Below are 23,002 nucleotides of genomic sequence, written 5' to 3'. Positions count from 1 at the left end.
GCTGATGCTAGGCATTACAAAAAAACCGGTCTCCCCATTGGAGGCCGGTTTTATTTGTATTGTCTGATTCCCTTGCTTCCCTTTGTCATTTCTTCCATTACGTTGATAAAAAATCCGAATCCGAACAATAGCATGGAAGAAACCATAATGCTTAAGCCGATGGATAATACATATTCGCCTGTGATTCCGCTTACAAAAAAGCCTGATATAAAAACAATGAAACCTACTATAATACCTGCTGCTGTACTATTCCTGAAAAAATGCAGTACACGCTGCTGTTGAAGTGTCATTTCCCCATCTCCTTTTATTTAATATTCTAACTATGTTCACAAATTTGTCAAACTTTTTGTCACAAATTTGTCAAAATTATTTTCGTAAAAAAAAAGCTCTGCAAGCTGCAAAGCGATTTTCTACTGATATAGCTTTTTAATGTTCTCCAAATCTTTCTTCAGACTGCATATTTCCTGCCGGGTCAGCATGAGCGGCATTTGATCGTAGAGTGTAATAATTTGTCCTCCCTCATCTTCTTCATGAAGGGATAGATAGTTATACAGAGTTTCACATTGGTTTTTGTTGAGGACTGACTGGGTACTGAAGCTTTTTACTTTCTGGATTTCAAAGGCACTGGCTTCCGCATGAAAAACACCTGTGATAATGTTTCCCTGCAATGTATTGGCCAAAGTCTTCACTCCCCTTTTTTAAGTAATATACCCATTTTTCAGAAGTAATTGCCTAATATATTGGATTTGTTTAGAAAGATTATTATCCGGTAAAGGCATTTAAATCAAAAATAGGGAAGGGAAAAACTGTATAGAAAGGAAATATATGATATATCGAATTAAATAAAGGGGAGAATTCTATGAGTAAATCATTTATTGAACAAGTACATTATATTAGAATTCCTGTAAAAGATTTAGAACTGTCTGCCCAATGGTATAGAGATGTATTAGGGCTCCAGTTACTAAACAATACTGGAAAACTTGCAATTTTAAAAGTAAATGAAGGACCTTTCTTACTGATCTTAGTTCCTACCGAAGATGAAACTTTTGCTCATTTTACAATTGATAATGAACAAGAATTTAGCATTGGGTTTACAAGTCCAGAATTATCTAAATTTCATCAGCACTTAATTGATAATCAAGTTAAGGTCGAGGATATAAAAGAAGATAATGGTCATGCCTTTTTCCATTTTTATGACCCAAATGGCAATAAACTTCAAGTACACTGGTGAGATTATAATAAATAGTTCATTTTGAACGGTATTGGAACGGGAACGCCCTAACCAGACGTTCCCATAATCCTTCCTGAAAACAACTTTTTATCAATCAAAGCCGATATATAAAAAACCTCTCTGAAATATTTCAGAGAGGCGGATATTATTAGGAAGCAGTCTTTTGAGTTTGAAGTCTTTCATCCGATTTCTTTATGATTAATCTCGGTGCCGATGAAATAATTAATACGGCCAGGACTGAGCAGAGAATTGCCGCTCCGAGCATGGTTGCTCCGTTTGCCAGGAAGGAAAAGAGAATCGGTGACATCCCTTCCGGCGCATAGCTTCCGAAGAAGATCACACCTGCAATGAAATGCCAGAAATATCTAGCCAGGCTTCCAGCGAATACGGCTAAGACAACCCAGGCCAATGCCTTCTTCTTGTTACCTGCCTGCAGCTGATTTTGGATGACCCGATAAAACAAACCGGCAATACCGATACAGGCAAATGCCACAAAATACTCAATAAATGCCTGAAGCGGAGTGGCAATCCAGGCATCCCCCATGGCAATCTGCAAGATTCCCCATAAGAGGCCTGCAATGAAGCTGACCTTAAAGCCCCGCCTGAAAGCCAGAATGAAAATCGGAATCATCGCGGCAGATATGGAAATGGATGGCGACAGCTTGATGGATGGCAGAAAATCAAGAATGATAGCAAAGGCAGCAAAAAATGAGGCCTCTATCATCGCCGTCAGGCTTAATTTTTTCATAAAAAAATCCCCCTTCAATCGTATGACGATACCCCAAGGGAGAACAAGCAGGCAGAAAACTACCTGCCTATCATTCCACATTCCTGCGCTAGCATTAACTAACAGGTTCAAAGGGTCAGAACAGCGGACTGTTCACTCTCAGCGATATGCTCCCCTTGTGGCACGTTATTAAATTATCCGCTTTTAGTATATATGAAATTCATGATGGTGAAAAGGATTTATTTTCCCTCGCTTATGATAACCTGATTATCCCACTTTCCGGTGCGGTAATACATATAGGCGATGAAACTGCTTATTGCAAAGCTGACACCCATACCTGCAGCTATGCCTTTATCACCCATAAACTTTGAAAATAGAAATGTTAAAGGATAGCGCAGGATCCAGAATGAAACGATATTCAGTATCAGCACTTGAAACATCGCACCAGAAGCTCTAACCACACCATTTAATACAAAATTAATGCCGAGAAGCGGATAAAAAAAGGCAATGATCTTTAAATATTCAGTGCCGTAGTGAACTGATTCTTTATCCTGGATAAACAGGCGCACCCCGTGTTCTGCAAATAAGACCGTCCCAAAGGCGATGAGAAACATGATTCCAAGATTGTAAATGACTCCGTACAACGCAATCTGATGCACCCGTTCCCATTGATGTCCCCCTATATTTTGACCCGCCATACTGTTGACTGCAGTTCCCAATGCCATCGCAGGAAGCATAATGATGCTGTCAATGCGCTGTGCGGCACCAAATCCCGCTACCACGTCACTGCCAAAAGAGGTGACGACAGACATAATGGCCATAACACCAGCTGATATGACAGTCATTTGGAGCCCTGAAGGGATGCCAAGCTTGAATATCAATGCTGCCTCCTCTTTATGCGGCCAAGAAGGAATAGTAAATGGTGCCAGCTTTTTGCGGAGTATGAATACCATTCCGATTATAAATGCAAAGCCCTGTGATACGACTGTTGCATAAGCGGCTCCTTCAATACCAAGCTGGAATACAGAAATAAAAAGAGGATCCAGGATTGCATTTAATACAACTGCTATCAGGACAAAGTATAAAGGATTTTTGCTGTCTCCGAGCGCCCTGAGTATAGTTCCTATAAAATTGTAGCCAAATAAAAACAGAATTCCAATAAAGTTAATCTGCAAATAGGATGCTGCACCTTCGGCCATTCCCGCAGGTGTGCCCATTAAGGCCAAAATCCTTTCAGCAAGCAGGAATCCGGCTGTTCCGAGAACAACTGACAAAATTGCCTGAATGACGGTAAAGGCATTTAGATATCGTTTCAGCCCCTCTTCGTGATCTCCTCCCTTCTGCTGGGATAAAATCGTTAATGCCGCATTGTTTATGCCGATGATAAAAGAAAGTACTGTAAAAATTACAGTGCCTGAAACTGCGGCAGCTCCCAATGCATCAGCCCCCAGCAGATTCCCGACCCACAGACTATCTGTAAATTGATAGGATATCTGCAGGAAATTTGTGAGCATAATGGGAGTGGAGAACACCAGCAGCTGTTTGAATATGTTTCCTTTTGTAAAATCCTGCTGAGCCATCTATACACCTTCCTAATTTTTTTCACAGTTTCTATTATTAACTATTTCACTTTCAGTTTCCATTTTTATGGTTTTGTGTGTTTTTAAGTTTCTAAAATTTTTTTCTTAACCGCTGTCACATTTTTTTCACATATTACTGGCGTCTGAACGCTGTTGTAGCACACTTTGTAAAAAGCAAAATTATTTTTCCATAATTTACAACGTTTAAAAAGTGTAAAACCCTGTATTTAACAATTTTAATTTCTTATAATGTAGATATGTTCAATGAGGAGGGAAATAGTTGAAATCACGTCTTAAGAAGCCTTCGACGATTATTTCTATTGCATTGGTGGTCACGGTGATTTTGGCAGCGGTTATTTGGACCGTACAAGCAGGAAAAAAGGATGTGACAGTTCCGTTTTCTTCTGTGGAAAAAATTATTGCCTCCCAGGATGGAAAGACTGTTGCAGTACAGGAATATAAAAATGGAAAACTGCTCATTACAGCTCCTGATGGCGAGTACATTTCTCATGTGCCTCCCAACAGTGAGATGGTTGATAAATTAGTAGAAACCTATAATATACAATATACTTTCGCAACCACAGGACCATATACCCCCTGGATTCTGGGCGGTGTAGTCCTCTTGTTTATAGCCATTGGAATTTACCTGTTTAAATCAGGTAAAGGCGGAATGGGCGCTACAAATACAATGAAGCAAAGTGTCTCGAAGCCTAAGGCCCTTCCTTCCGTTTCACTTGAAGATGTTGGCGGAATTCAGGAAGAAATGAAAGAGGAAATCATGCAGACTCTTTCCATCTTAAAAGAACCTGAGAAATCTTTAAAAATGGGGATCAAGCCGCCGAAGGGAATTCTTTTATACGGACCTCCCGGAACGGGAAAAACCCTGCTGGCTCAGGCAATTGCCAAGGAGCTTGGTGCCACTTTCTTTTCAATAAGCGGTTCCGGGTTTAATGAATTATTCGTAGGTGTTGGTGCATCCCGTGTCAGAAACCTTTTCCAGAATGCCAGAAAGCATTCTCCTGCTGTCGTCTTTATTGACGAGGTAGATGCACTTGCAGGACGGAGAAAGCAACATGGCGGAGAAGAAAGTGAAAAAACGTTAACTGAACTGCTGGTCCAGCTGGACGGCGGACATTCCAATGATGGAATATTATTTATTGCCGCCACAAACCGGAAGGATATGCTCGACGAAGCATTCCTGCGTCCTGGACGGATTGACTTCTCCTTCAACGTTCCACTTCCAGATACAAAGGGACGGAGAGAGATTATTAACATTCATACACGAAACAGGTTACTGGCTGAAGATGTAATGACAACTCTGGGCGATCTGGCAGAAAGCACCTCTGGTTTTTCAGGTGCAGATCTTCATTCTCTCTTCGAAACGGCAAGCCGCAGAGCAGTCCGAAACGGCCAGGAAATTATCTCAAAAGAAGATTTGGATTACGCTCTGGACCGTACTATTCTAGGAACCACCACCCGGGCTTTACAGGATGCCGGAACGAAGCAGCGGGTTGCAATCCATGAAGCTGGCCATGCATTAGTGGCTGCTTTAACAAAACCTGGATCCGTCCGGAAAGCAACCATTATTCCGCGTGGCGAAGCGCTTGGGTATGTAGCTCCTATCCAGAAAGAACTTCATTTATCGACAACAAGTGAATTGCTGGACCAGGTCGCGATGATACTCGCTGGCGGTGTATCAGAACGAATGATTCTTGGCGAGCACAGCATTGGGGTAAGCGGTGATGTTAAACAAGCGAAGCATATCATTGAGCAAATGGTTGATACAGGGTTACTTGATAACGGCTTCGAGCTTACTTTCAACAAAGGACAAAAAGAAGCTAAAATGCAGGATCTATTCCAAAAAGCATTAGAAAGATGCGAATTGATTATCGCTAATCATCAGCCTCAATTTGAGAAACTGGTAGAAGCCCTTCTGGAGAAAGAAACATTGGAAGGCAGTGAAGTCCAGGAGATTGCTGGAGAATTGAAGGCAGAAATGGTTATAGCATGATAACGGAACCGGCCCCTGCCTTGGGGCTGGTTTTTCTTTTTTAACTTTGTCTATTATAATAATATTATGTAAAGTGTATTTGAAAAGCCTTCTAATATAGAAGGCTTTACCTGCTATCCCCTGCCGGATGCTCTGCCTCTGATAAAGTTAACCACAATGATGATTGCTGCGATTACCAGCAGAATATGAATAATGCCTCCAGCTACTTTAAATATTAATCCAAGAATCCATAATACAAGCAGAATACCTGCTAAAGTCCAAAGCATACACCCCCTTCGCTTTTGATTTATTCCTTACATACCCCTTTATAGGCAAGAAAATTCCTTAACTGCTGAAATACTGACATTGTTATGTTTTACAATGGATAGTTATTTTAATCCTGAAAGTTTTTCAAATACCCGTATTTTTCATCAGCAGTATCTGCATCCTTTCTCCGTCTTTGCATATACTATATTCACGGCCGCCCACCTCTTCTAACGCTATCGTTGCGGGACTAACCAGACCGGAATGTGGGCGGCCACCTGTATAGGTGACAAGTACCTATACCACCACTAGACCACTTTCGCACACACCATTAAAGCTGCAAACCGCTCAGGGGTTGCAGCTTTTATTTTTAAGGTCCGTCATCAATCAGTTCGTAGCCTGGAATCAGTTCTGACAGCGGAACAATTTGGGCTTTCTCTTTATATACAGGTATATACTCTTTTAGCACACTAACCATCTTTGTACCTGTTATGCCGACATGGCCGATTGCGATGATGCGTTCGTTTTGCACGAGTTTTTCAGCAAGTCTGTCAGCCTGTTTGGTGATATGTGCTGTCGTATAAATATCATCGAAGAAAATATTGTTTTCGACATAAGGAACACCTATTTCATTTGCCAGCTTGCCGACGACGCTTTTTCCGGTTGTTTTGCTGTCAAGATAAAATAATCCGTGTTCTTTACATACTTCAAGGACAACTCTCATGACCCGTTCATTTTCAGTGGCTCTTGAACCCATATGATGATTCATGCCGACCGCATGGGGCACTTCTTTAATGGCGCTCTCTACTCTGCTGCGGATTTCTTCATCTGTTAAATCTGTTGTGATGGCCCCCGGCCCAAGCCAGCTCCTTTTTCCTCTTTTCGGCTCCATCGGCATATGAACGATTACTTCATGCCCGTTTTTATTTGCCAGTTCTGCATCTTCTTTTGTCGTTGGCATGAAGGGCATGATGGCAGCCGTCAAGGTCACCGGCAGTTCCATCATTTCTTTTGTTCCCTTCATATTGTTCCCAAGATCGTCAGTGACAATGGCCAATTCAGGTTTTGGAGAAGCAGCACTTATGGGAGTTCCTATACTTCCGAATGAAAAAATCAATACAAATATGCTGAAGAATCTCTTCATTTTTCCATCCTCCTTTGCGCTAGCATTCCCTGATTCCCTAAATCCGTTCCAATACAAAAACTGCCAGGATCTTAAATCCTGGCAGTACCCTATTTCTTATGCATTTTAAACTCAAGGAAAAGCTCATTATAATAAGCAAGCATCCTTTTTCCCAGGTTCTCGTAAACCTCCAGCCGCGCTGTCATTTCTTCATCCGGATAAAAACGTTCGTCAGAGATTGTTTCTTTGTCCATATATTTCAGCGCCTCTTTATTTGGCGTTGAATACCCGACGTATTCTGTATTTTGCGCCGCATTTTCCGGGTCAAGGATGAAATTCATAAACTGGTGGGCCGCTTCCGGGTTTTTAGCAGTCTTAGGGATGACCATATTATCAAACCAGAGATTGGAGCCTTCTTCCGGAACTACATATTCAAGATTATCCTTCTCCCACATAAGCTCCTGTGCCGTGCCGGACCAGACCACGCCAATGCCGGCTTCATCATTTTCCATCAGCATTCTGATTTCATCACCCACAATGGCCTTAATGTTAGGTGTAAGACGATCGAGTTTTTCTTTAGCTTCCATCAAATGGCCTTTATCTTTGTCATTAAGAGAATAATGAAGACTGTTGAGCCCCATGCCCATTACTTCCCTTGCTCCATCAATCAGGAGGATCTGGTTCTTTAATTCAGGGTCCCATAGATCATTCCAGCTCGTGATTTTTTTATCACCTAAAATATCGGTGTTATAAAGAATACCGACTGTGCCCCAGAAATAGGGAATTGAATACTCATTTTCAGGATCAAAAGGCAGGTCCATAAAACGAGGATCAATATATTTCAGGTTTGGAATTTTAGAATGATCAACCGGCAGCAGCAGGTCATCTTCCTTCATTTTTTCAATCGCATATTCTGATGGAACTGCAATATCATAAGCTGTTCCGCCCTGTTCAATTTTCGTCATCATCGCTTCATTGGAATCGAATGTTTCATAGATGACTTTAATGCCTGTTTCCTGTTCGAACTTATCCACCAGGTCTGCATCAATATAATCGCCCCAGTTAAAAATGGTCAATGTATTGCCGCTTGTGTAGCCCTGGGAGGAATTCAGCCCGGAAACGATGTACAACAAGGCGAATGAAACGATTAATACGGCGGCGAGCGCCTGAATAAGCTTCTTCATTGCCTTACCCCCATTCCATTCGGCTTATCATTGCGCTTTGTAATAAAGTAATAGCCTGTCACCAGAATGATGGTAAATAGGAAAAGCAAAGCGGATAAAGCATTGATATTTAGTGAAACTCCCCTTCTTGCCAGGGAATAAATCTCAACTGACAAAGTGGTAAAGCCATTGCCTGTAACAAAGAAAGTGACGGCAAAATCATCCAGAGAATAGGTCAGGGCCATAAAAAAGCCTGCGAAAATTCCAGGTGTGATATAAGGGAGAATGACCTTAGTCAGCACATCCAACCTGCTGGCCCCAAGATCCATGGCAGCATAAATCATCGATGTGCTCATTTCTTCAATCTTAGGCAAAACCATCAGAACGACAATCGGAACACTGAAGGCGATGTGTGCCAGTAAAACAGATACAAATCCAAGCTTAAGTCCGATCATCGTAAAAAGAATTAAAAACGACGCGCCAATAATGACATCCGGACTGACAATCAGCACATTATTCAACGACAGGAGCGTGTTTTTCACTCTGCGCTTTCGTGCATAAGCAATCGCAAGTGCCCCAGCCACTCCAAAGATGGTCGATATCGCTGCAGATAAAAGAGCAATAATAACCGTGTTCAGGACAATGATGAGCAATCGGGTATCCGCAAACAGCTCCCGATACCAATCCAAAGTAAATCCTTCGAATTGATACATGGTTCCTCCACTGTTGAAGGAATAAAATATTAAGTAAAAGATCGGGGCGTACAGGATGATAAAGATAAGAGCCAAATAAACTGCCGGCCATTTCCTGTTCTTTTTCATTTATAGGATCCCCCGCTTTCTTCTGCCTGTCAGCACCATAATGAGTACCATGGCAATAATCAGGAAGACGGCAATGGTAGAGCCCATTCCCCAATCCTGTGTTACAAGAAAGTGCTGCTCAATGGCGGTTCCAAGAGTAATGACACGGTTTCCAGCAATCAGTCTTGTCAGCATGAATAATGATAGAGCAGGGATAAAGACAATCTGGCATCCTGCTTTAACGCCATCCAGTGTCAATGGAAAGATAACACGCTTGAATGTTACCCAGGAAGAACCGCCCAAATCATTGGAAGCATCCAAAAGCGTTGGATTCAATTCATCTAAAGAATTAAATATCGGCAATATCATAAAAGGAAGAAATATATAGACCGACACAAAGATAAAGCTGAAATCCGTAAACAGGATTTGTCTTCCGCCGATTCCCATCGCTTCCAGAAAGTTATTCGCAGCGCCATAGGTTCCGAAGATGCCAAGGAAAGCATAGGCTTTCAAAAGCAGATTAATCCAGGATGGCAGGATGATCAATAAGAGCCACAGCTGCTTATGCTTCGTTTTCGTCAGCAGGTAGGCCGTCGGATATGCGATCAGTAATGAAAATAACGTTATTAAAAAGGCATACCAAAAGGAGCTTAGCGTCATTTTTAAATAAACAGGCGTAAAGAATTTCCGATAATTCTCCAACGTGAAATGCCCTTCAATATCAAAGAATGAATAATACAGAACAAGAAGCAAAGGCGTCACAACAAAGAGGGCAATCCAAAGCACATAAGGAATTAAATAAAAATTGCGGGAATTAGTTCTCATGGCTTCCCTCTTCATAAGCTTCCAGACGCTTATCAAATTCCTCTTCGGTTTCCCCATGCCTCATGACGTGAATCGCTTCAGGGTCGAAATGAAGGCCAATTTGATCCCCGACGGTCGCCTTTTTGGTTGAATGGACGAGCCACTCATTGCCATCGCTGTCATAGCAGCTGATCTCATAATGTACTCCCCTGAATAGCTGGGAGTCAACTTTAACCTTCAGCTTCCCATCATCCGGGGCTGTAATAGCCAGGTCTTCAGGCCGGATTACAATCTCAACTTCTTCATTCGGCTCAAAGCCTCCGTCAACACACTCAAATAACCTTCCGGCAAACTGTACCTGATAATCCTTGATCATCGTTCCGGCAACTATATTGGATTCACCAATAAAATCTGCTACAAAGCGATTGATCGGCTCGTCATAAATATCAGTAGGAGTACCGCTCTGCTCAATGCTTCCGCTGTTAAGCACGAAGATTTCATCTGACATGGCAAGTGCTTCCTCCTGGTCATGTGTGACGAAAATAAACGTGATGCCAAGATTTCTCTGCAGCTCCCTAAGTTCATACTGCATTTCGGTCCGCAGCTTCAGGTCAAGAGCGGATAGGGGCTCATCCAGGAGAATGACCTCAGGCTCATTGACAATGGCCCTTGCGATGGCAACACGCTGGCGCTGCCCTCCTGACATTTCTTTAATTTCCCGGTTTTCATAGCCTTCAAGGTTTACAAACTTCAGCGCTTCTTTTACTTTTTTCTCAATCTCCGCTTTCTTCATTTTTTTGATTTTTAAGCCGAATGCTATGTTTTCATACACATTCAGATGCGGAAACAGGGCATAGTCCTGAAAAACCGTGTTTACTTGCCTTTTGTTGGCGGGAACATGATTAATGACTTTTCCATTAAAATAGATATCCCCATCAGAAGGTTCAGTAAAGCCGGCAATCAGCCGCAATATCGTCGTTTTCCCGCAGCCCGATGGACCCAGCAGGGTATAAAACTTCCCGCGTTCAATTTCAAAGCTGACATTTTTTAAAACTGGCGGATCATTATCATATCTTTTTGTCACCGAATTAAAACGGATAATGGTGTTATCTGTCATCTAACTCTCCCTATCTATAGAAATTTACAGCACGTATGCCTTGTTAAGTTCAAACGTATAATATCATAGATTGCCCGAAATCTGTCATATATTGCAATTTGCCTACAAAAATAACCCCGCATCTTGAATGCGGGATTATAGATGCTACACTCCCCGCTTATTGCCCCATACATAGGTATGCAGCTGCGGAAGAACTTTCACATCTGTCAGCTCACTGTCATGAATCGTTTTTTCAATAAGCCAATCATATTTATCAAGCAGCCTCTGCAGTAAATTCCGGTCGTCTGCTGTTACCGTATCATCATTTCCCACCTGCAGATAAAACGGAACCCCTGGATAGCGCTGATATACGTTTTTGGCATATTCATAATCCTCATCATCAAAAACAACGATCTTCAGGGAGAACTGCTGATCTTCTCTTCTGCCTGCCTGCAGTTTATTCACGATCAGATCAAGCACTTCAAAGTCCGTATTCATGCCTGAACTCGGCGGCTTTGGGGACAGGGTCAGTTCATCAATATCATAAAACCAATCCTGCCAGCGGCTTCCCTGTGTTTCGAGGCAGAGCTTAATACGTTCAGCTTTAAGCAGAGAAATTAATTCACCCAAATTTTTCAGAAGAGCCGGATTGCCGCCCGAAATGGTTACGAAAGAAAATCCGTCCCCGCCGAGTTCTTTAAGCTCCTTCCAGATTTCATCCGGTTCCATTTGGCGGATGCTGTCCTTCGCACTTCCATCCCAGGTAAAAGAGGAATCACACCAGCTGCAGGAATAATCACATCCTGCTGTACGGACGAACATCGTTTTTTGGCCGATCACCATTCCTTCCCCCTGAATAGTCGGCCCGAAGATTTCCAGTACAGGAATCTTACTCAATTTCCATCCACTCCCTTCTTGCTTCAGCATAGCTAGTAGGAGTTTCAAAAAGGCGCACAAATTCAACTCTTGCACCGTCATATTGCTCTATTCTGTTTTGCAGGCTTTCTTGCATTTTTTCATAAATCCAGACAACCATATTCTCGGCTGTCGTATTCATTGGGGGCAGCGTTTCGTTCAGGTACTTATGGTCAAGAAATATCTCAATCTCGTTTTTCCAGATTTCTTTTATGTCGCCGAAATCAATCATTAACCCTCTGTCATCCACGAATCCGCTTATGCCAAAAATCACCTTATAGGTGTGGCCATGCAGGTTTTTGCATTTTCCTTCATAGCAATGCAAATGATGGGCTGAATCAAAAGTGAATTCCTTGCTGACCATTACACGCTTATGGTGGTATTTCAGCTGATCCGGCTTAATGTCTTCATTAATTTTTTGGAGTTTTTCAACAATCCTGAAACCGTACATAGCTTAAAGCTCCCCCTTTTCACTGAGGTATTCTTCAAGGCCTTTTTGTCTTAAATGACATGCAGGACACTCACCGCAGCCATCTGCCGGAATGCCGTTGTAGCATGTCAGCGTATTATTACGCACATACTCAAGGGCATCCAATTCATCTGCAAGCTTCCATGTTTCAGCTTTATTGAGCCACATTAAAGGCGTATGGATCACAAACTGTTCATCCATTGACAGATTCAGTGTGACATTCAGTGATTTGATAAAAATGTCCCGGCAATCAGGGTAGCCGCTGAAATCTGTTTCACATACACCGGTAATAATATGCCTGGCATTGATCTGACTGGCCAGTACACCGGCAAAGGACATGAATAAAAGGTTTCTTCCGGGCACAAATGTCGATGGAAGCCCGCCTTCCTCTCCATCCTTTACTTCAATATCATCACGGGTCAGTGCGTTTGGCGCAAGCTGATTCAATAGGGACATATCAAGGATATGATGCCTGATTCCCAGATCTTTTGCTATTTCCTTGGCACATTCAATTTCAAGTTTGTGCCGCTGATTATAATTAAAAGTGACTGCTTCCACCTCGGCAAAACGTTCCTTTGCCCAGAATAAGCAAGTAGTACTATCCTGGCCGCCGCTGAATACAACGAGCGCTTTATCATTTTTCATAAAAATATTCTCCTTTAACATAGAAAAACAGGACCACTAAGAAAGCAGACCTGTTTTCCTTAGTTTTTTAAAGAGGGTAGCTAGAACCTCTACCGTGTACACGGATTTTCTATTGAACTATCAGTTTATATTATCATCTTTACAGGAATTTTAGAAGATATTACTTATATTCAAACGAAAAGTTTTATAATTCAAAATCGTGGAAAAGTATTAATACATCGCCGATTTCAAAAGGAGGGATTGAAGCCATGATCAGGTTTACATCGACTTCACGCTATTCCTTTGGCATTGCAAAAAAAGGGACATTTGCAAGAAGGTCTGCAGGAATGAATATTCAGGACAGGTCTGCTCTGATACGAATGGGACTGCTCCAATAAAAGAAACCGGTAAAAAAAGGTGCGGCTATTGCCTGCACCTTTTTTGCGTATCAATTTTCTGAATCAGCCTCCAGCAGATCCCAGGCAGTAATGATGCCTTTTGGTTTTTCAGTAGGCTTTCCATTCTCGGTTACAATGATCCCTTCAAGTTTTTCATTATTATTTCTGCTCTCCTCAAACATATCCTCCAAATCGAAAATAGAGGTATTCGTACCGGCAAAGGCTATTTGATGCTTGGATTTCTTGTTGTAAAGCTCTTTGATTTTCACCTTTTTCAGCTGGATCGTTTCTTCCGTAAAATGCTCTGCCATCCATTTTACAATATCCGCCGAGGTTAATAGCCAGGAATATTCCTCTTCCCGGGAGTAAATGGGAAACTGGGAATGTGAAAATTTATTGATAATGGCAAGTACATCTGAAAGCTTGCCATCTTCATAAAAATAAAACACCGGTGTGGCAGCAATCGAAATCGCGGTTTTGGGCTTTTCAAAATGGCCGGCAATCAGTTCAATTTTTTCCACCGTTTCCAGGTGCGGTTCTGCTATATAATAATCCAGATCAATTTTTTCATGAACAATAGCATTTCTCAGTTTGGCAAACTGATATAAATCGTCCTCATATAATCGAATCAGCGAATGGTTTTTCTGTATTTCAATCAGCTTATAAAACCTGTCAGTTCTGGCTTGTTTAGCAGATTGTTTCAAAGCCTTGTGAATTCGGTTAAAGGCTGCCTCAAATCTTTCTGATAAGTTCATTTTTATATCTGTACCCACAATAATCTCTCCCTAATTCATAATGTCCCTACTTTATTCCCATATTAGAGGACAAAATAAACTATGAAGATTCTGGCTCGCCTTCCGGCAGAATAATTTGCACAAATAGAATTTTCAATCTATTATATGATATTATATTGTTTAGCTGAAGACATTGCATAAATATATAAGTTTACTAATAAATTTTTTCGTTCTAACGTTAATAAACATAGATTTCCTTTGTTTTAGGAAAGAATAATATGTGTATTTAGTCTCGGCGAAAATGGATATTTATTATTACTGAATAATATTTTACAACCTTCAGCTACCTACAATTATTGAGAAAGCTGGTGAAATCATGGAGTATACTGTACATCCTTTAGGAGATAATGCCGTTCTTATTGAACTTGGGAACGAAATCAGTGAGGATGCACATCAAAAAGTGCAGACACTGACAGCCTTTCTCGAGAAACATCGTCCAGATTGGATGATTGAATACATACCCGCTTACACAACCGTCACTGTTTTTTATAATCCATTCGAGATCTATCAGCTTTCAGATGGAGAACTTCCATTTGACTTCATATGTTCTCTCCTAAAACCGCTTATGGAAGAGCTGGGGGAAAATAAAGCAGTGGAAGCAAGAATAGTGGAAATTCCGGTTTGCTATGGAGGAGAATTCGGTCCTGATCTTGATTATGTTGCCGAACATAATGGACTTACCCCTGATGAAGTAATAGACATTCACTCTTCTGGCAGCTATCTGGTCTATATGATCGGCTTTGCGCCAGGCTTCCCTTTTATCGGCGGAATGTCAGAACAAATTGCCGCACCAAGACGGGATACACCACGGTTAAAAATTCCCGAGCGTACAGTTGGAATTGCCGGGATGCAGACCGGGATATACCCAATTGAGACGCCAGGAGGCTGGCAGCTGATCGGCCGTACTCCTGTTAAGCTGTTTCGCCCAATGGATGAATCCCCTACCTTGTTAAAAGCTGGCGATAAAATCAAATTCAGGCCAATCAGTCTGGAAGAATACCATCATTGGGAGGAGACGGATCAATGATTAAAGTGTTAAAGCCTGGACTCCTTTCAAGCATTCAGGATCTGGGAAGAACCGGCTATCAGAAGTTTGGCGTCATAGCCAGCGGGGCAATGGATCCTTTTTCACATAGGATGGCCAATCTGCTGTCCGGAAATGAGGAGAATGATCCTGCATTGGAAATAACGATGATGGGCCCAACCCTGACATTTGAAGAAGACACATTAATTTCAATTTGCGGCGGTGATCTTTCCCCTTCGATCAATGGCCAGCCTATTCGGACATGGCGGTCTGTTTTTGTGAAAAAAGGCAGCGAACTTAAATTCGGAGGATGCCAAAAAGGGTGCCGGGCCTATCTGGCTGTTTCCGGTGGTTTTGACGTTCCGGAAGTAATGAACAGTAAATCCACCTACCTGCGCGCTGGTATTGGCGGCTTTAAAGGCAGAGCATTAAAGGCTGGAGATGTGGTGGAAACCGGCAAACCTTCCCTCCAGTCTTTGAAAATGAAGGACTATTTATCAAAGCAGCTCCTTGATAAAGTTTTTGTTGAAAACGACTGGGGCATTGCTTCAAAACTCATTCCGGAAACTGTGGGGAATCCGGAAATCAGAATCACCAGGGGACGTCAATTTGATTTATTTACCCATGAAAGCAGGATTCAGCTTTTTAATCACGCATTTGAGGTGACAGCACAATCTGACAGGATGGGATATAGATTGAAGGGCCCTGCCCTTGCCCTGTCAGAGCATGCTGAACAAATATCTGAGGCCGTCAATTTTGGTTCCATTCAGGTTCCGCCTGATGGAAATCCGATTGTCCTGCTTGCTGACAGGCAGACAACCGGCGGATATCCGAAAATTGGACAGGTTGCCGCTGTCGATCTTCCCCTTCTGGCACAAGCTAAACCCGGGGATGCCTTACGGTTTGTGGAAATATCAAATAAAGAGGCGCAACAGTTACTTATAAAGAGAGAACTGAAATTAAAGGAATTAAAACAAGGGATATCTTTAAAAACCAGAGGAGGAAATTAACATGCACATTGTAGATATTAACTGTGATATGGGAGAAAGCTTTGGTTCCTACAAGATGGGACGCGATGAGGAAATCCTGGACCACATCACCTCAGCCAATATCGCCTGCGGCTTCCATGCCGGCGACCCTGCGACCATGCGAAAAACAGTCAGATTGGCGCTTGAGAAAAATGTTGGCCTGGGTGTCCATCCGGGACTCCAGGACCTGCACGGGTTCGGCCGCAGGGATATTAGTATTACACCTCAGGAAGCCTATGACCTGGTGGTCTACCAGATTGGCGCTTTATATGCTTTTGTTAAATCAGAAGGCGGTAAGCTTCAGCATGTTAAACCACACGGTGCACTGTTTAACATGGCCTCAAAAAGCGCACCATTATCGGAAGCAATTGCAGAAGCTGTTTACAAAGTGGATCCAGAACTGATTCTGTTCGGTCTCTCAGGGGGCGAATTGGTTAAAGCCGGCAGGAAAATTGGCCTCCGGTCCGCCAATGAAGTATTTTCAGACCGGACCTATCAGGAGGACGGATCGCTTACGTCAAGACGGGAAAGCAATGCACTGATTACTGATCACAGCGCTGCTGTTAATCAGGTAATCCGCATGGTCAAGGAAGGAAAAGTTCATTCTGTTCAAGGCACTGATGTATCCATTGAGGCCAATACGATCTGCATCCACGGTGACGGGGAAAGCGCTCTTGAATTTGCCCAGTACATTCCGAAGGCATTGAATGAAGCTGGTATCCAGGTAGCAAAAATCAGTGATATTTTGAAATAAAATTGGTATTGATGGAGAAAATTAATGCTTGTGCGAATGGCACCCCATCAGCCCCTGCAGGCTGATGGCATAAAAAAATAACCACAAATTGAATTATTGGGGGAAAATGCATGAAAAAGCAATCTAATGCCAGTCTTTTACTTGGCGCTGCCTTCCTTATGGCTACATCTGCCATTGGCCCGGGCTTCCTGACTCAGACGACTGTATTTACAGAAACCCTGCTTGCGAGCTTCGGGTTTGTCATTTTAATTTCTATTATTATTGATATTGGTGCACAGATGAATATCTGGCGAATTATTGCTGTGTCTGAAAAACGGGCCCAGGATATTGCCAATGATGTCCTGCCGGGCCTCGGATATTTCCTGGCTGCACTGATTGTCATGGGCGGACTGGCTTTTAATATCGGAAATATTGCCGGTGCCGGCTTAGGTACTAATGTTATATTCGGCATTTCTCCTGAATTCGGTGCTCTTTTAAGCGGAATTTTGGCGATCGGCATTTTTCTTGTAAAAGAAGCGGGAAAATTAATGGACCGCTTCACACAGATTTTAGGATTTGTCATGATTGGGCTTACTCTTTATGTCATGTTTACGGCACAGCCTCCTGTTGGTGAAGCTGTCGTCAAAACGTTTGTTCCGGACAAAATTGATATCCTGGCTATTATTACACTTGTCGGCGGTACGGTCGGCGGCTATATCACTTTTGCTGGCGGCCATCGCCTAATTGATGCAGGTGTCAAAGGAAAAGAAGCTCTTCCTGAAGTCACAAAGAGCTCTGTGAGTGCAATCGGGATTGCTTCCATAATGCGCATCTTCCTTTTCCTCGCAGCCCTAGGTGTAGTTTCGCAGGGCTTGGCACTGGACCCATCCAACCCGCCAGCTTCTGTTTTCCAGCTGGCTGCGGGCAATATTGGCTATAAAATGTTTGGAGTCGTAATGTGGGCAGCAGCCATAACTTCTGTAGTCGGTGCAGCTTACACCTCTGTCTCATTCATTCGGACATTAAGCCCGGCAGTCGAGAAATATCATAAATGGGTGATTGTCGGTTTTATTGCCGTTTCTACATTTGTCTTTGTTTTAATTGGAAAGCCGGTAAAAATCCTGGTTTTAGTGGGCTCATTAAACGGTCTAATCCTGCCAATTGCATTAGGAGTAATGCTGATTGCTGCCTATAAAACCAAAATTGTCGGTGACTACAAACATCCTCTGTGGATGACAATTTTCGGTGTCATTATCGTGGTTGCCATGTCTTACATGGGGGTTTACTCATTAATCAACGGAATCCCTGAGCTGTTTAAATAAACATGAAAGGAGATTTTTATATGAACTCCCCTTCTCTATTGAAACCTGATGAGTCGCGCAAATTAATTCGCAGCGGCGAGTGGGATAAGCCGACTGCTGGAATGGCAAACGGCTACATTCAGGCCAATCTTGCCATATTGCCAAAGGAACTGGCTTTTGAGTTTCTCCTTTTCAGCCAAAGAAATCCAAAATCCTGCCCAATCATCGATGTGACAGAACCTGGGTCTCCTGTGCCGATGCTGTCAGCCCCAAATGCTGATATCACAACCGATTTGCCCAAATACAGGATTTATAAAAACGGTGTTCTCTCTGAGGAGCTTTCGGACATCACTTCTTATTGGGATGGTGATATGGTGGCATTTCTGATCGGCTGCAGTTTTACCTTTGAAGAAGCATTGCTGAAAAATAATATCCCTATCCGCCATATTGAGGAAAATCGGAATGTCCCGATGTTTAAAACCAATATTGAGTGTGTGAAGGCAGGCCGGTTTGAAGGGCCAATGGTTGTGAGTATGCGGCCGATGACAGAGAAGGAAGCTATTCGGGCTGTCCAGGTGACTAGCCGCTTCCCTTCTGTCCATGGGGCCCCTGTCCATATTGGGAACCCTGAAGCAATCGGCATTCATAATATTCATCAGCCCGATTTTGGCGATGCCGTGACGATTAAAGATGGAGAGGTTCCGGTCTTTTGGGCTTGTGGCGTCACTCCTCAGGCAGTTGCCATGCATGTAAAGCCGGAAATTATGATTACACATGCACCGGGACATATGTTTATTACTGATTTAAAAAATGAAGAGTTTTCGGTTTTATAGGAAAAAGGCGTCCATTGGGCGCCTTTTACTTTTTGTGTTTTAAAAAATCCAGTGCATCTTGATGATCCTTTTTCATAATCTGCTCTATTAATGGGTCAGCCGGGATGACTTCCTTCTTTTTACTTTTGATAGTCCGGTAAACAGGCCTGATGGTGGATAGACTGCTTTTTACTTTCCATTCTCCACCCTGAAAGACTATTTTCAAATCGATGAGACCGAGATGATTGCCCCAGTATCCAGCCTGTACAGCAGCTGTTCCATTAATGGTTCCTGTCTTCAAGTCGATCCCCGGCACCTTTTGCAGCTCATCTTTGACAGGAAAAACAGAATGGCTGTGACCGAATAAAATGGCATCTATTCCTTGAACTTTGCTGAGTGCCTGAACTGAATTGCCCTTTTTCTCCTCCAGCCCTTTATCGGATTGGAGGCCGGTATGTGCAAGGGCCACAATGATATCCGCCCCTTTGCTTTTCATTATAGGGATAAAGTGCTCTGCCGTTTCTTTTATATTTTTCACTTTAAGGTTCCCGCGAAAATACTCTTTATTCCACTCCGCAACAATCGGAGTAATAAAGCCGATGACTCCGACATTCAGCTTTTGCTTTTCTCCAGCTGTATCTGTCACTTCTTTCTCTATAATGGTGTAGGGGTTAAAATAATTGAGGTCATCTTCTTCAAGCTGATTGCCGTCTTCCACATAGATATTGGCATTCACATAAGGAAAATTGGCTCCCCTGAGGCTTTCTTCCATAAAATCAATTCCGTAATTAAATTCATGATTTCCCGCTGTTGCAGCATCATAAAGCAGCGTATTCATAGCCTTAAAAACAGGATGGACATTAGCCATATCAAGAGGATGGCTTCTATAGGCATATTCATCGAGCCCATTGCCTTCAAGAATGTCCCCGTTATCAAATAAAAGGGAGTTAGGAGACTCATTTCTAGCCTGTTTAATCAGGCTGGCCGTCCTGGAAAGCCCAAACTCCACTGTTTTCCTGCGGTCTTCATAATCATAACCAATCATATTTCCATGCAAATCAGTGGTTTCCATCACGCGCAGATGGATGGTTGGCGGTCCGGATACTTCAGCTTCCGTCTGGTTCCAGACAAGCAGAAGGGCTATGAATGATAACAGCGTGATCGTATATTTTTTCATTCCCTTTTTCATTCCAACTCCCCCAGACGATCAAAGATTAGTTTTCTTATTTTCTCTAGATGCAAGAAAATTAATCAGAGATTGGGGACTTAAGAAAAAAGAAGAAAAAAAGGAAAATTTTGAAACCTTTTTCCTCTTTATTCGGTATAAAAAAGAAATGAAATAAGGAGGACCTCTTATGGTTAAACAAAGAAAGTTTTGGATTTGGTCATTATTATTTTTTGTTTTAGAATCCATTTTAGCAGCGGTTGTGTCATTACTTCTCAACTTTCCTCTTCTTGATACCTTTGCCTACAGCAGCTTTCTCCTATTTGCAATGAGCTTATTTGCTTTTTCGCAGGGCGATGCCTGGACAAATAATGTAATTGCCGATTCAAAATTAAATATGATGACTCATATGAATGAAGAAGAAAGAGCAGATTTCTTCATTAATCTCAATCCATTTCTTGCTGGGACTTTTGTCTTTTTTATCGTTGGGTTAATCATTACCGGCTATTTGTTTATCAATTAATCTTTATAAAGTGTCTTGAATATGAGTTTCTCCCAGCTTTTCCAGCTCAGAAGGTGTTTCAAACGAATTCTTGTGCGGACACCCTTTCCTACCGGGTATCTGAGTGCGGGTTCTTTTTCCCTGATAATGTCCACTGCTTTTTTCGCAACAATAATTGGATCTTCATAAAAGGGCTCTCCTTGTTCAAGGTACCTCTGTATTTTTTTCATATAAGAGTAATAAGGTGAGTCGTTTTTCAAAGAGGGTTCCGCGATCTTTTTGCCTGTTGTCCAAATTCCTGTCCTGAAGGATCCTGGCTCAATCAGCACCACATTTACTCCAAACGGTTTGACTTCAAGCCTAAGTGATTCACTCCAGCCTTCTACCGCAAATTTTGAGGCGGCATATGGCGATAAGCCTGGAAAACCTACTCTTCCGCTGATGGAGCTGATGTTTAGGATAGTACCTGATCCCTGTTCCCGCATAAATGGCAGAACTGCCTGTGTCACGGCGATCGTTCCAAAGACATTTGTTTCAAACTGTTCTCTATACTCATCCAACGGGATTTCTTCTGCAAATCCTGCGCCCGCATAGCCTGCATTATTGATTAAAACATCAACCGAAGGCAATTGGAGCAGCAGGCTTTTTAGATTTTCAATAGAAGCTGATGAAGTGACATCCAATTCGTGAATGGAAATCTGAGCAAGTACTCCCTCTTTATCAGCTTTCTCCATTAAAGCTTTGCCTTTATCCAAGTTTCTCATTGTTGCAAGAACTTGAAAATCATTCTTTGCCAGCTCAATGGCCATTAATATTCCAAACCCGCTGGAACAGCCGGTAATAACTGCATATTTCCTTTTCAAATACCTTCATCCTTTCTCCGGTCTTAATTTTTTTATTTCGAACGTAAATAGATATATAATTAAATGTAAAAGTATTATAAAATAATAAATATATTGAAAATAAGAGGATGAACAAGTTGGCTCACATATTTATCAGCATTTTCCTGCTTTTATCCGGTTTGATTCCGGCAGTGCAGCAAAGCCAGGAGCAGATAGATTTCAATGACCTGGGAAGAGATGCCATTGTGATCGATTCACCAGCTCTGAAAAACCCTGCTTTTTGCAGCACACTGGTAACTGCAGTAAATACTACCGCCAAAACAACCTACTTTAAAGCACGGCGCATGTATTTTCAGAGTCTTACATCTGCTGCATTCCATAGAAGCAATGAATACATGACACCCTACATGTTTCAGAGTAACTATCTCCGCATTTAATGGAACCTTGAAGAAACTTACTAAAGTGTGGAGGAATAGAATTGGAAACGATTAAATCACTATTCAATAATAACGGCTTTAAACGATTCATCATTTTTGGAATTATAGTTCTGGCTCTTTACCTGTCGAGAAGCATGATTAATTTAATCCTGATAACTTTTATTTTTTCCTTCTTGATGGATAGGCTCGTGAAACTGGTCCTTTCTAGATTTAAACTGAATAGAAAACTGACTGTCGTAACCCTTTATATAGGAATTATCGGCCTGCTTTCTATCGGGATTATTAAATATCTTCCTTTAATAGTAACTGAGATTTCTCAGCTGTTTAAGCAGGTTGAAAGCTTTTATACTCAGAAGCATGACAATCTTGTTATCACTTACATTGTACAAATGCTTGAAAGAAATGAAATTACGAAGTATCTCGAACAGGGCTTTGCGTTCCTGCTTCAATATTTTTCCGATATTAGCCATATTGCGATTCAAGTATTGCTGTCGCTTATCCTTAGTTTGTTCTTCCTGCTTGAAAAGCCTAAACTTATGGAGTTTACTTTAAAGTTCAAATACAGCAAAATGGCTGCCTTTTATAATGAGATTTCCTATTTTGGAAGTAAGTTCGTGCAAACATTTGGAAAGGTTATTGAAGCTCAAGTGGTCATTGCCACAGTGAATTGTATCCTGACAACACTTGCCCTTTGGATCATGGACTTCCCTCACCTGATGGGCTTGTCAATACTTATCTTCCTGCTTGGTCTGATCCCGGTAGCAGGCGTGATTATTTCCCTGGTTCCTTTATGTACAATTGCCTATTCACTAGGCGGCTTCATCCAGGTGTTATATATCCTCCTGTTAATTATGGTGATTCATGCGATTGAAGCCTATATTTTAAACCCGAAGCTTATGTCTTCCAAAACGGATTTGCCAGTATTTTATACGTTCATCGTACTGATTTTCTCAGAGCATTTCTTCGGTGTTTGGGGATTGATTGTCGGTATACCGGTGTTTGTGTTTCTGCTGGATGTACTTGAAGTCAAGAGCAATCCTCCGAAAATACAGTAACTTGAAAAACACACAGTCTGCTGTGTGTTTCAGTTTGTAGACAAAAGGGGTTCGGAATAGTCTCATTCCGAACCCCTTTTTTGATTTTTTACTGGATTTGAATCATTTTCAGAGGATTATAGACC

Annotated in this window: 27 protein-coding genes and 2 riboswitches; of the genes, 11 read left to right on the top strand and 16 right to left on the bottom strand. The window is 42.0% G+C overall.

Translation table 11 applies throughout. The features are described 5' to 3' along the window. Nucleotides 1–50: 50 nt before the first annotated feature. Nucleotides 51–290: a hypothetical protein gene (locus BK139_RS19895; protein ID WP_076262276.1), complete on the bottom strand. Its 240-nt coding sequence runs from the start codon at nucleotides 288–290 to the stop codon at nucleotides 51–53. A gap of 120 nt (nucleotides 291–410) precedes the next feature. Next, entirely contained in the window at nucleotides 411–689 is a 279-nt protein-coding gene (locus tag BK139_RS19890; protein WP_286149065.1) for a hypothetical protein, read from the bottom strand. Nucleotides 690–859: 170 nt separating this feature from the next. On the opposite strand from BK139_RS19890, the gene BK139_RS19885 reads away from it, so the two are divergent. Further along, the gene (locus BK139_RS19885; RefSeq protein ID WP_076262272.1) at nucleotides 860–1,231 is read left to right on the top strand and encodes a VOC family protein; all 372 of its coding nucleotides are present in this window, start codon (nucleotides 860–862) and stop codon (nucleotides 1,229–1,231) included. A gap of 148 nt (nucleotides 1,232–1,379) precedes the next feature. Here the strand turns inward: BK139_RS19885 and thiT are convergent, their stop codons facing one another. After that, complete coding sequence (gene thiT / locus BK139_RS19880; protein WP_076262270.1) at nucleotides 1,380–1,979, bottom strand: energy-coupled thiamine transporter ThiT; 600 nt, start codon at nucleotides 1,977–1,979, stop codon at nucleotides 1,380–1,382. A gap of 63 nt (nucleotides 1,980–2,042) precedes the next feature. Then, a riboswitch (TPP riboswitch) is annotated at nucleotides 2,043–2,145 on the bottom strand. 52 nt (nucleotides 2,146–2,197) lie between these two features. Continuing rightward, a complete protein-coding gene (locus tag BK139_RS19875) occupies nucleotides 2,198–3,538 on the bottom strand; it encodes an MATE family efflux transporter (RefSeq protein ID WP_076262268.1) in 1,341 nt (446 codons plus the stop codon). A gap of 280 nt (nucleotides 3,539–3,818) precedes the next feature. Here BK139_RS19875 and BK139_RS19870 point away from each other — a divergent pair, with 280 nt between their 5' ends. After that, nucleotides 3,819–5,549, top strand: coding sequence for an AAA family ATPase (locus tag BK139_RS19870; RefSeq protein ID WP_076262266.1), 1,731 nt, complete (start codon nucleotides 3,819–3,821; stop codon nucleotides 5,547–5,549). A gap of 113 nt (nucleotides 5,550–5,662) precedes the next feature. On the opposite strand, the gene BK139_RS23765 is transcribed toward BK139_RS19870, so the two are convergent. From BK139_RS23765 to queC, 9 genes are all read right to left on the bottom strand, one after another. Next, on the bottom strand, nucleotides 5,663–5,815 hold the full coding sequence (locus BK139_RS23765) for a lmo0937 family membrane protein (protein ID WP_113880971.1): 153 nt from the start codon (nucleotides 5,813–5,815) through the stop codon (nucleotides 5,663–5,665). Between the two features lie 347 nt (nucleotides 5,816–6,162). Further along, entirely contained in the window at nucleotides 6,163–6,936 is a 774-nt protein-coding gene (locus BK139_RS19865) for a divergent polysaccharide deacetylase family protein (RefSeq protein ID WP_076262264.1), read from the bottom strand. A gap of 89 nt (nucleotides 6,937–7,025) precedes the next feature. Continuing rightward, nucleotides 7,026–8,099: an ABC transporter substrate-binding protein gene (locus BK139_RS19860; protein WP_076262263.1), complete on the bottom strand. Its 1,074-nt coding sequence runs from the start codon at nucleotides 8,097–8,099 to the stop codon at nucleotides 7,026–7,028. Then, complete coding sequence (locus tag BK139_RS19855) at nucleotides 8,096–8,899, bottom strand: ABC transporter permease (RefSeq protein WP_076262262.1); 804 nt, start codon at nucleotides 8,897–8,899, stop codon at nucleotides 8,096–8,098. The genes BK139_RS19860 and BK139_RS19855 overlap by 4 nt, the downstream gene beginning before the upstream one ends. Then, complete coding sequence (locus BK139_RS19850) at nucleotides 8,900–9,703, bottom strand: ABC transporter permease (protein ID WP_076262261.1); 804 nt, start codon at nucleotides 9,701–9,703, stop codon at nucleotides 8,900–8,902. Continuing rightward, nucleotides 9,693–10,799 (bottom strand): ABC transporter ATP-binding protein, encoded by a 1,107-nt coding sequence (locus BK139_RS19845; protein WP_076262260.1) that lies wholly within the window; start codon nucleotides 10,797–10,799, stop codon nucleotides 9,693–9,695. The genes BK139_RS19850 and BK139_RS19845 overlap by 11 nt, the downstream gene beginning before the upstream one ends. A 144-nt stretch (nucleotides 10,800–10,943) precedes the next feature. Beyond that, nucleotides 10,944–11,675, bottom strand: a complete 732-nt coding sequence (gene queE, locus BK139_RS19840; RefSeq protein ID WP_076262258.1) for a 7-carboxy-7-deazaguanine synthase QueE — start codon at nucleotides 11,673–11,675, stop codon at nucleotides 10,944–10,946. Beyond that, nucleotides 11,668–12,144 (bottom strand): 6-carboxytetrahydropterin synthase QueD, encoded by a 477-nt coding sequence (gene queD, locus BK139_RS19835; RefSeq protein WP_076262256.1) that lies wholly within the window; start codon nucleotides 12,142–12,144, stop codon nucleotides 11,668–11,670. Before queD ends, queE begins: the two co-directional genes overlap by 8 nt. Nucleotides 12,145–12,147: 3 nt before the next feature. Beyond that, complete coding sequence (queC, locus tag BK139_RS19830) at nucleotides 12,148–12,807, bottom strand: 7-cyano-7-deazaguanine synthase QueC (protein ID WP_076262254.1); 660 nt, start codon at nucleotides 12,805–12,807, stop codon at nucleotides 12,148–12,150. 53 nt (nucleotides 12,808–12,860) lie between these two features. Continuing rightward, a riboswitch (PreQ1 riboswitch) is annotated at nucleotides 12,861–12,903 on the bottom strand. 152 nt (nucleotides 12,904–13,055) lie between these two features. On the opposite strand from queC, the gene BK139_RS24475 reads away from it, so the two are divergent. Beyond that, on the top strand, nucleotides 13,056–13,184 hold the full coding sequence (locus BK139_RS24475) for a hypothetical protein (RefSeq protein ID WP_286149064.1): 129 nt from the start codon (nucleotides 13,056–13,058) through the stop codon (nucleotides 13,182–13,184). Nucleotides 13,185–13,234: 50 nt separating this feature from the next. Here BK139_RS24475 and BK139_RS19825 read toward each other — a convergent pair whose 3' ends face one another. Continuing rightward, nucleotides 13,235–13,957 (bottom strand): CBS domain-containing protein, encoded by a 723-nt coding sequence (locus tag BK139_RS19825; protein ID WP_286149063.1) that lies wholly within the window; start codon nucleotides 13,955–13,957, stop codon nucleotides 13,235–13,237. 337 nt (nucleotides 13,958–14,294) lie between these two features. Here BK139_RS19825 and pxpB point away from each other — a divergent pair, with 337 nt between their 5' ends. The 5 genes from pxpB to BK139_RS19800 all read left to right on the top strand — a co-directional run bounded on the left by pxpB (nucleotide 14,295) and on the right by BK139_RS19800 (nucleotide 18,897). After that, nucleotides 14,295–15,005, top strand: coding sequence for a 5-oxoprolinase subunit PxpB (pxpB, locus tag BK139_RS19820; protein WP_076262252.1), 711 nt, complete (start codon nucleotides 14,295–14,297; stop codon nucleotides 15,003–15,005). Continuing rightward, nucleotides 15,002–16,012 (top strand): 5-oxoprolinase subunit C family protein, encoded by a 1,011-nt coding sequence (locus BK139_RS19815; RefSeq protein ID WP_076262250.1) that lies wholly within the window; start codon nucleotides 15,002–15,004, stop codon nucleotides 16,010–16,012. The genes pxpB and BK139_RS19815 overlap by 4 nt, the downstream gene beginning before the upstream one ends. A gap of 1 nt (nucleotide 16,013) precedes the next feature. Next, entirely contained in the window at nucleotides 16,014–16,784 is a 771-nt protein-coding gene (locus BK139_RS19810; RefSeq protein ID WP_076262248.1) for a LamB/YcsF family protein, read from the top strand. 110 nt (nucleotides 16,785–16,894) lie between these two features. Further along, the gene (locus BK139_RS19805) at nucleotides 16,895–18,085 is read left to right on the top strand and encodes an NRAMP family divalent metal transporter (protein WP_076262246.1); all 1,191 of its coding nucleotides are present in this window, start codon (nucleotides 16,895–16,897) and stop codon (nucleotides 18,083–18,085) included. A 20-nt stretch (nucleotides 18,086–18,105) separates the two neighbouring features. Further along, nucleotides 18,106–18,897, top strand: coding sequence for a putative hydro-lyase (locus BK139_RS19800; protein ID WP_076262244.1), 792 nt, complete (start codon nucleotides 18,106–18,108; stop codon nucleotides 18,895–18,897). 25 nt (nucleotides 18,898–18,922) lie between these two features. Here the strand turns inward: BK139_RS19800 and BK139_RS19795 are convergent, their stop codons facing one another. Beyond that, nucleotides 18,923–20,065: a metallophosphoesterase gene (locus BK139_RS19795; protein WP_076262242.1), complete on the bottom strand. Its 1,143-nt coding sequence runs from the start codon at nucleotides 20,063–20,065 to the stop codon at nucleotides 18,923–18,925. Nucleotides 20,066–20,231: 166 nt separating this feature from the next. Here BK139_RS19795 and BK139_RS24470 point away from each other — a divergent pair, with 166 nt between their 5' ends. Beyond that, the gene (locus BK139_RS24470; protein WP_286149062.1) at nucleotides 20,232–20,564 is read left to right on the top strand and encodes a hypothetical protein; all 333 of its coding nucleotides are present in this window, start codon (nucleotides 20,232–20,234) and stop codon (nucleotides 20,562–20,564) included. Here BK139_RS24470 and BK139_RS19785 read toward each other — a convergent pair. Then, complete coding sequence (locus tag BK139_RS19785) at nucleotides 20,561–21,406, bottom strand: SDR family oxidoreductase (protein ID WP_076262240.1); 846 nt, start codon at nucleotides 21,404–21,406, stop codon at nucleotides 20,561–20,563. The genes BK139_RS24470 and BK139_RS19785 overlap by 4 nt on opposite strands. Nucleotides 21,407–21,513: 107 nt before the next feature. Here BK139_RS19785 and BK139_RS19780 point away from each other — a divergent pair, with 107 nt between their 5' ends. Both BK139_RS19780 and BK139_RS19775 read left to right on the top strand, forming a co-directional pair. Further along, a complete protein-coding gene (locus BK139_RS19780; RefSeq protein ID WP_286149061.1) occupies nucleotides 21,514–21,822 on the top strand; it encodes a hypothetical protein in 309 nt (102 codons plus the stop codon). Nucleotides 21,823–21,863: 41 nt separating this feature from the next. After that, a complete protein-coding gene (locus BK139_RS19775) occupies nucleotides 21,864–22,877 on the top strand; it encodes an AI-2E family transporter (protein ID WP_076262236.1) in 1,014 nt (337 codons plus the stop codon). Nucleotides 22,878–23,002 lie beyond the last annotated feature (125 nt).

This window comes from Paenibacillus sp. FSL R5-0490, from assembly GCF_001956215.1.
Taxonomy (GTDB): domain Bacteria; phylum Bacillota; class Bacilli; order Bacillales; family Cytobacillaceae; genus Cytobacillus.
Note: the sequence above shows the minus strand (reverse complement) of the source record. Positions and strands in the feature narration are given on the sequence as shown.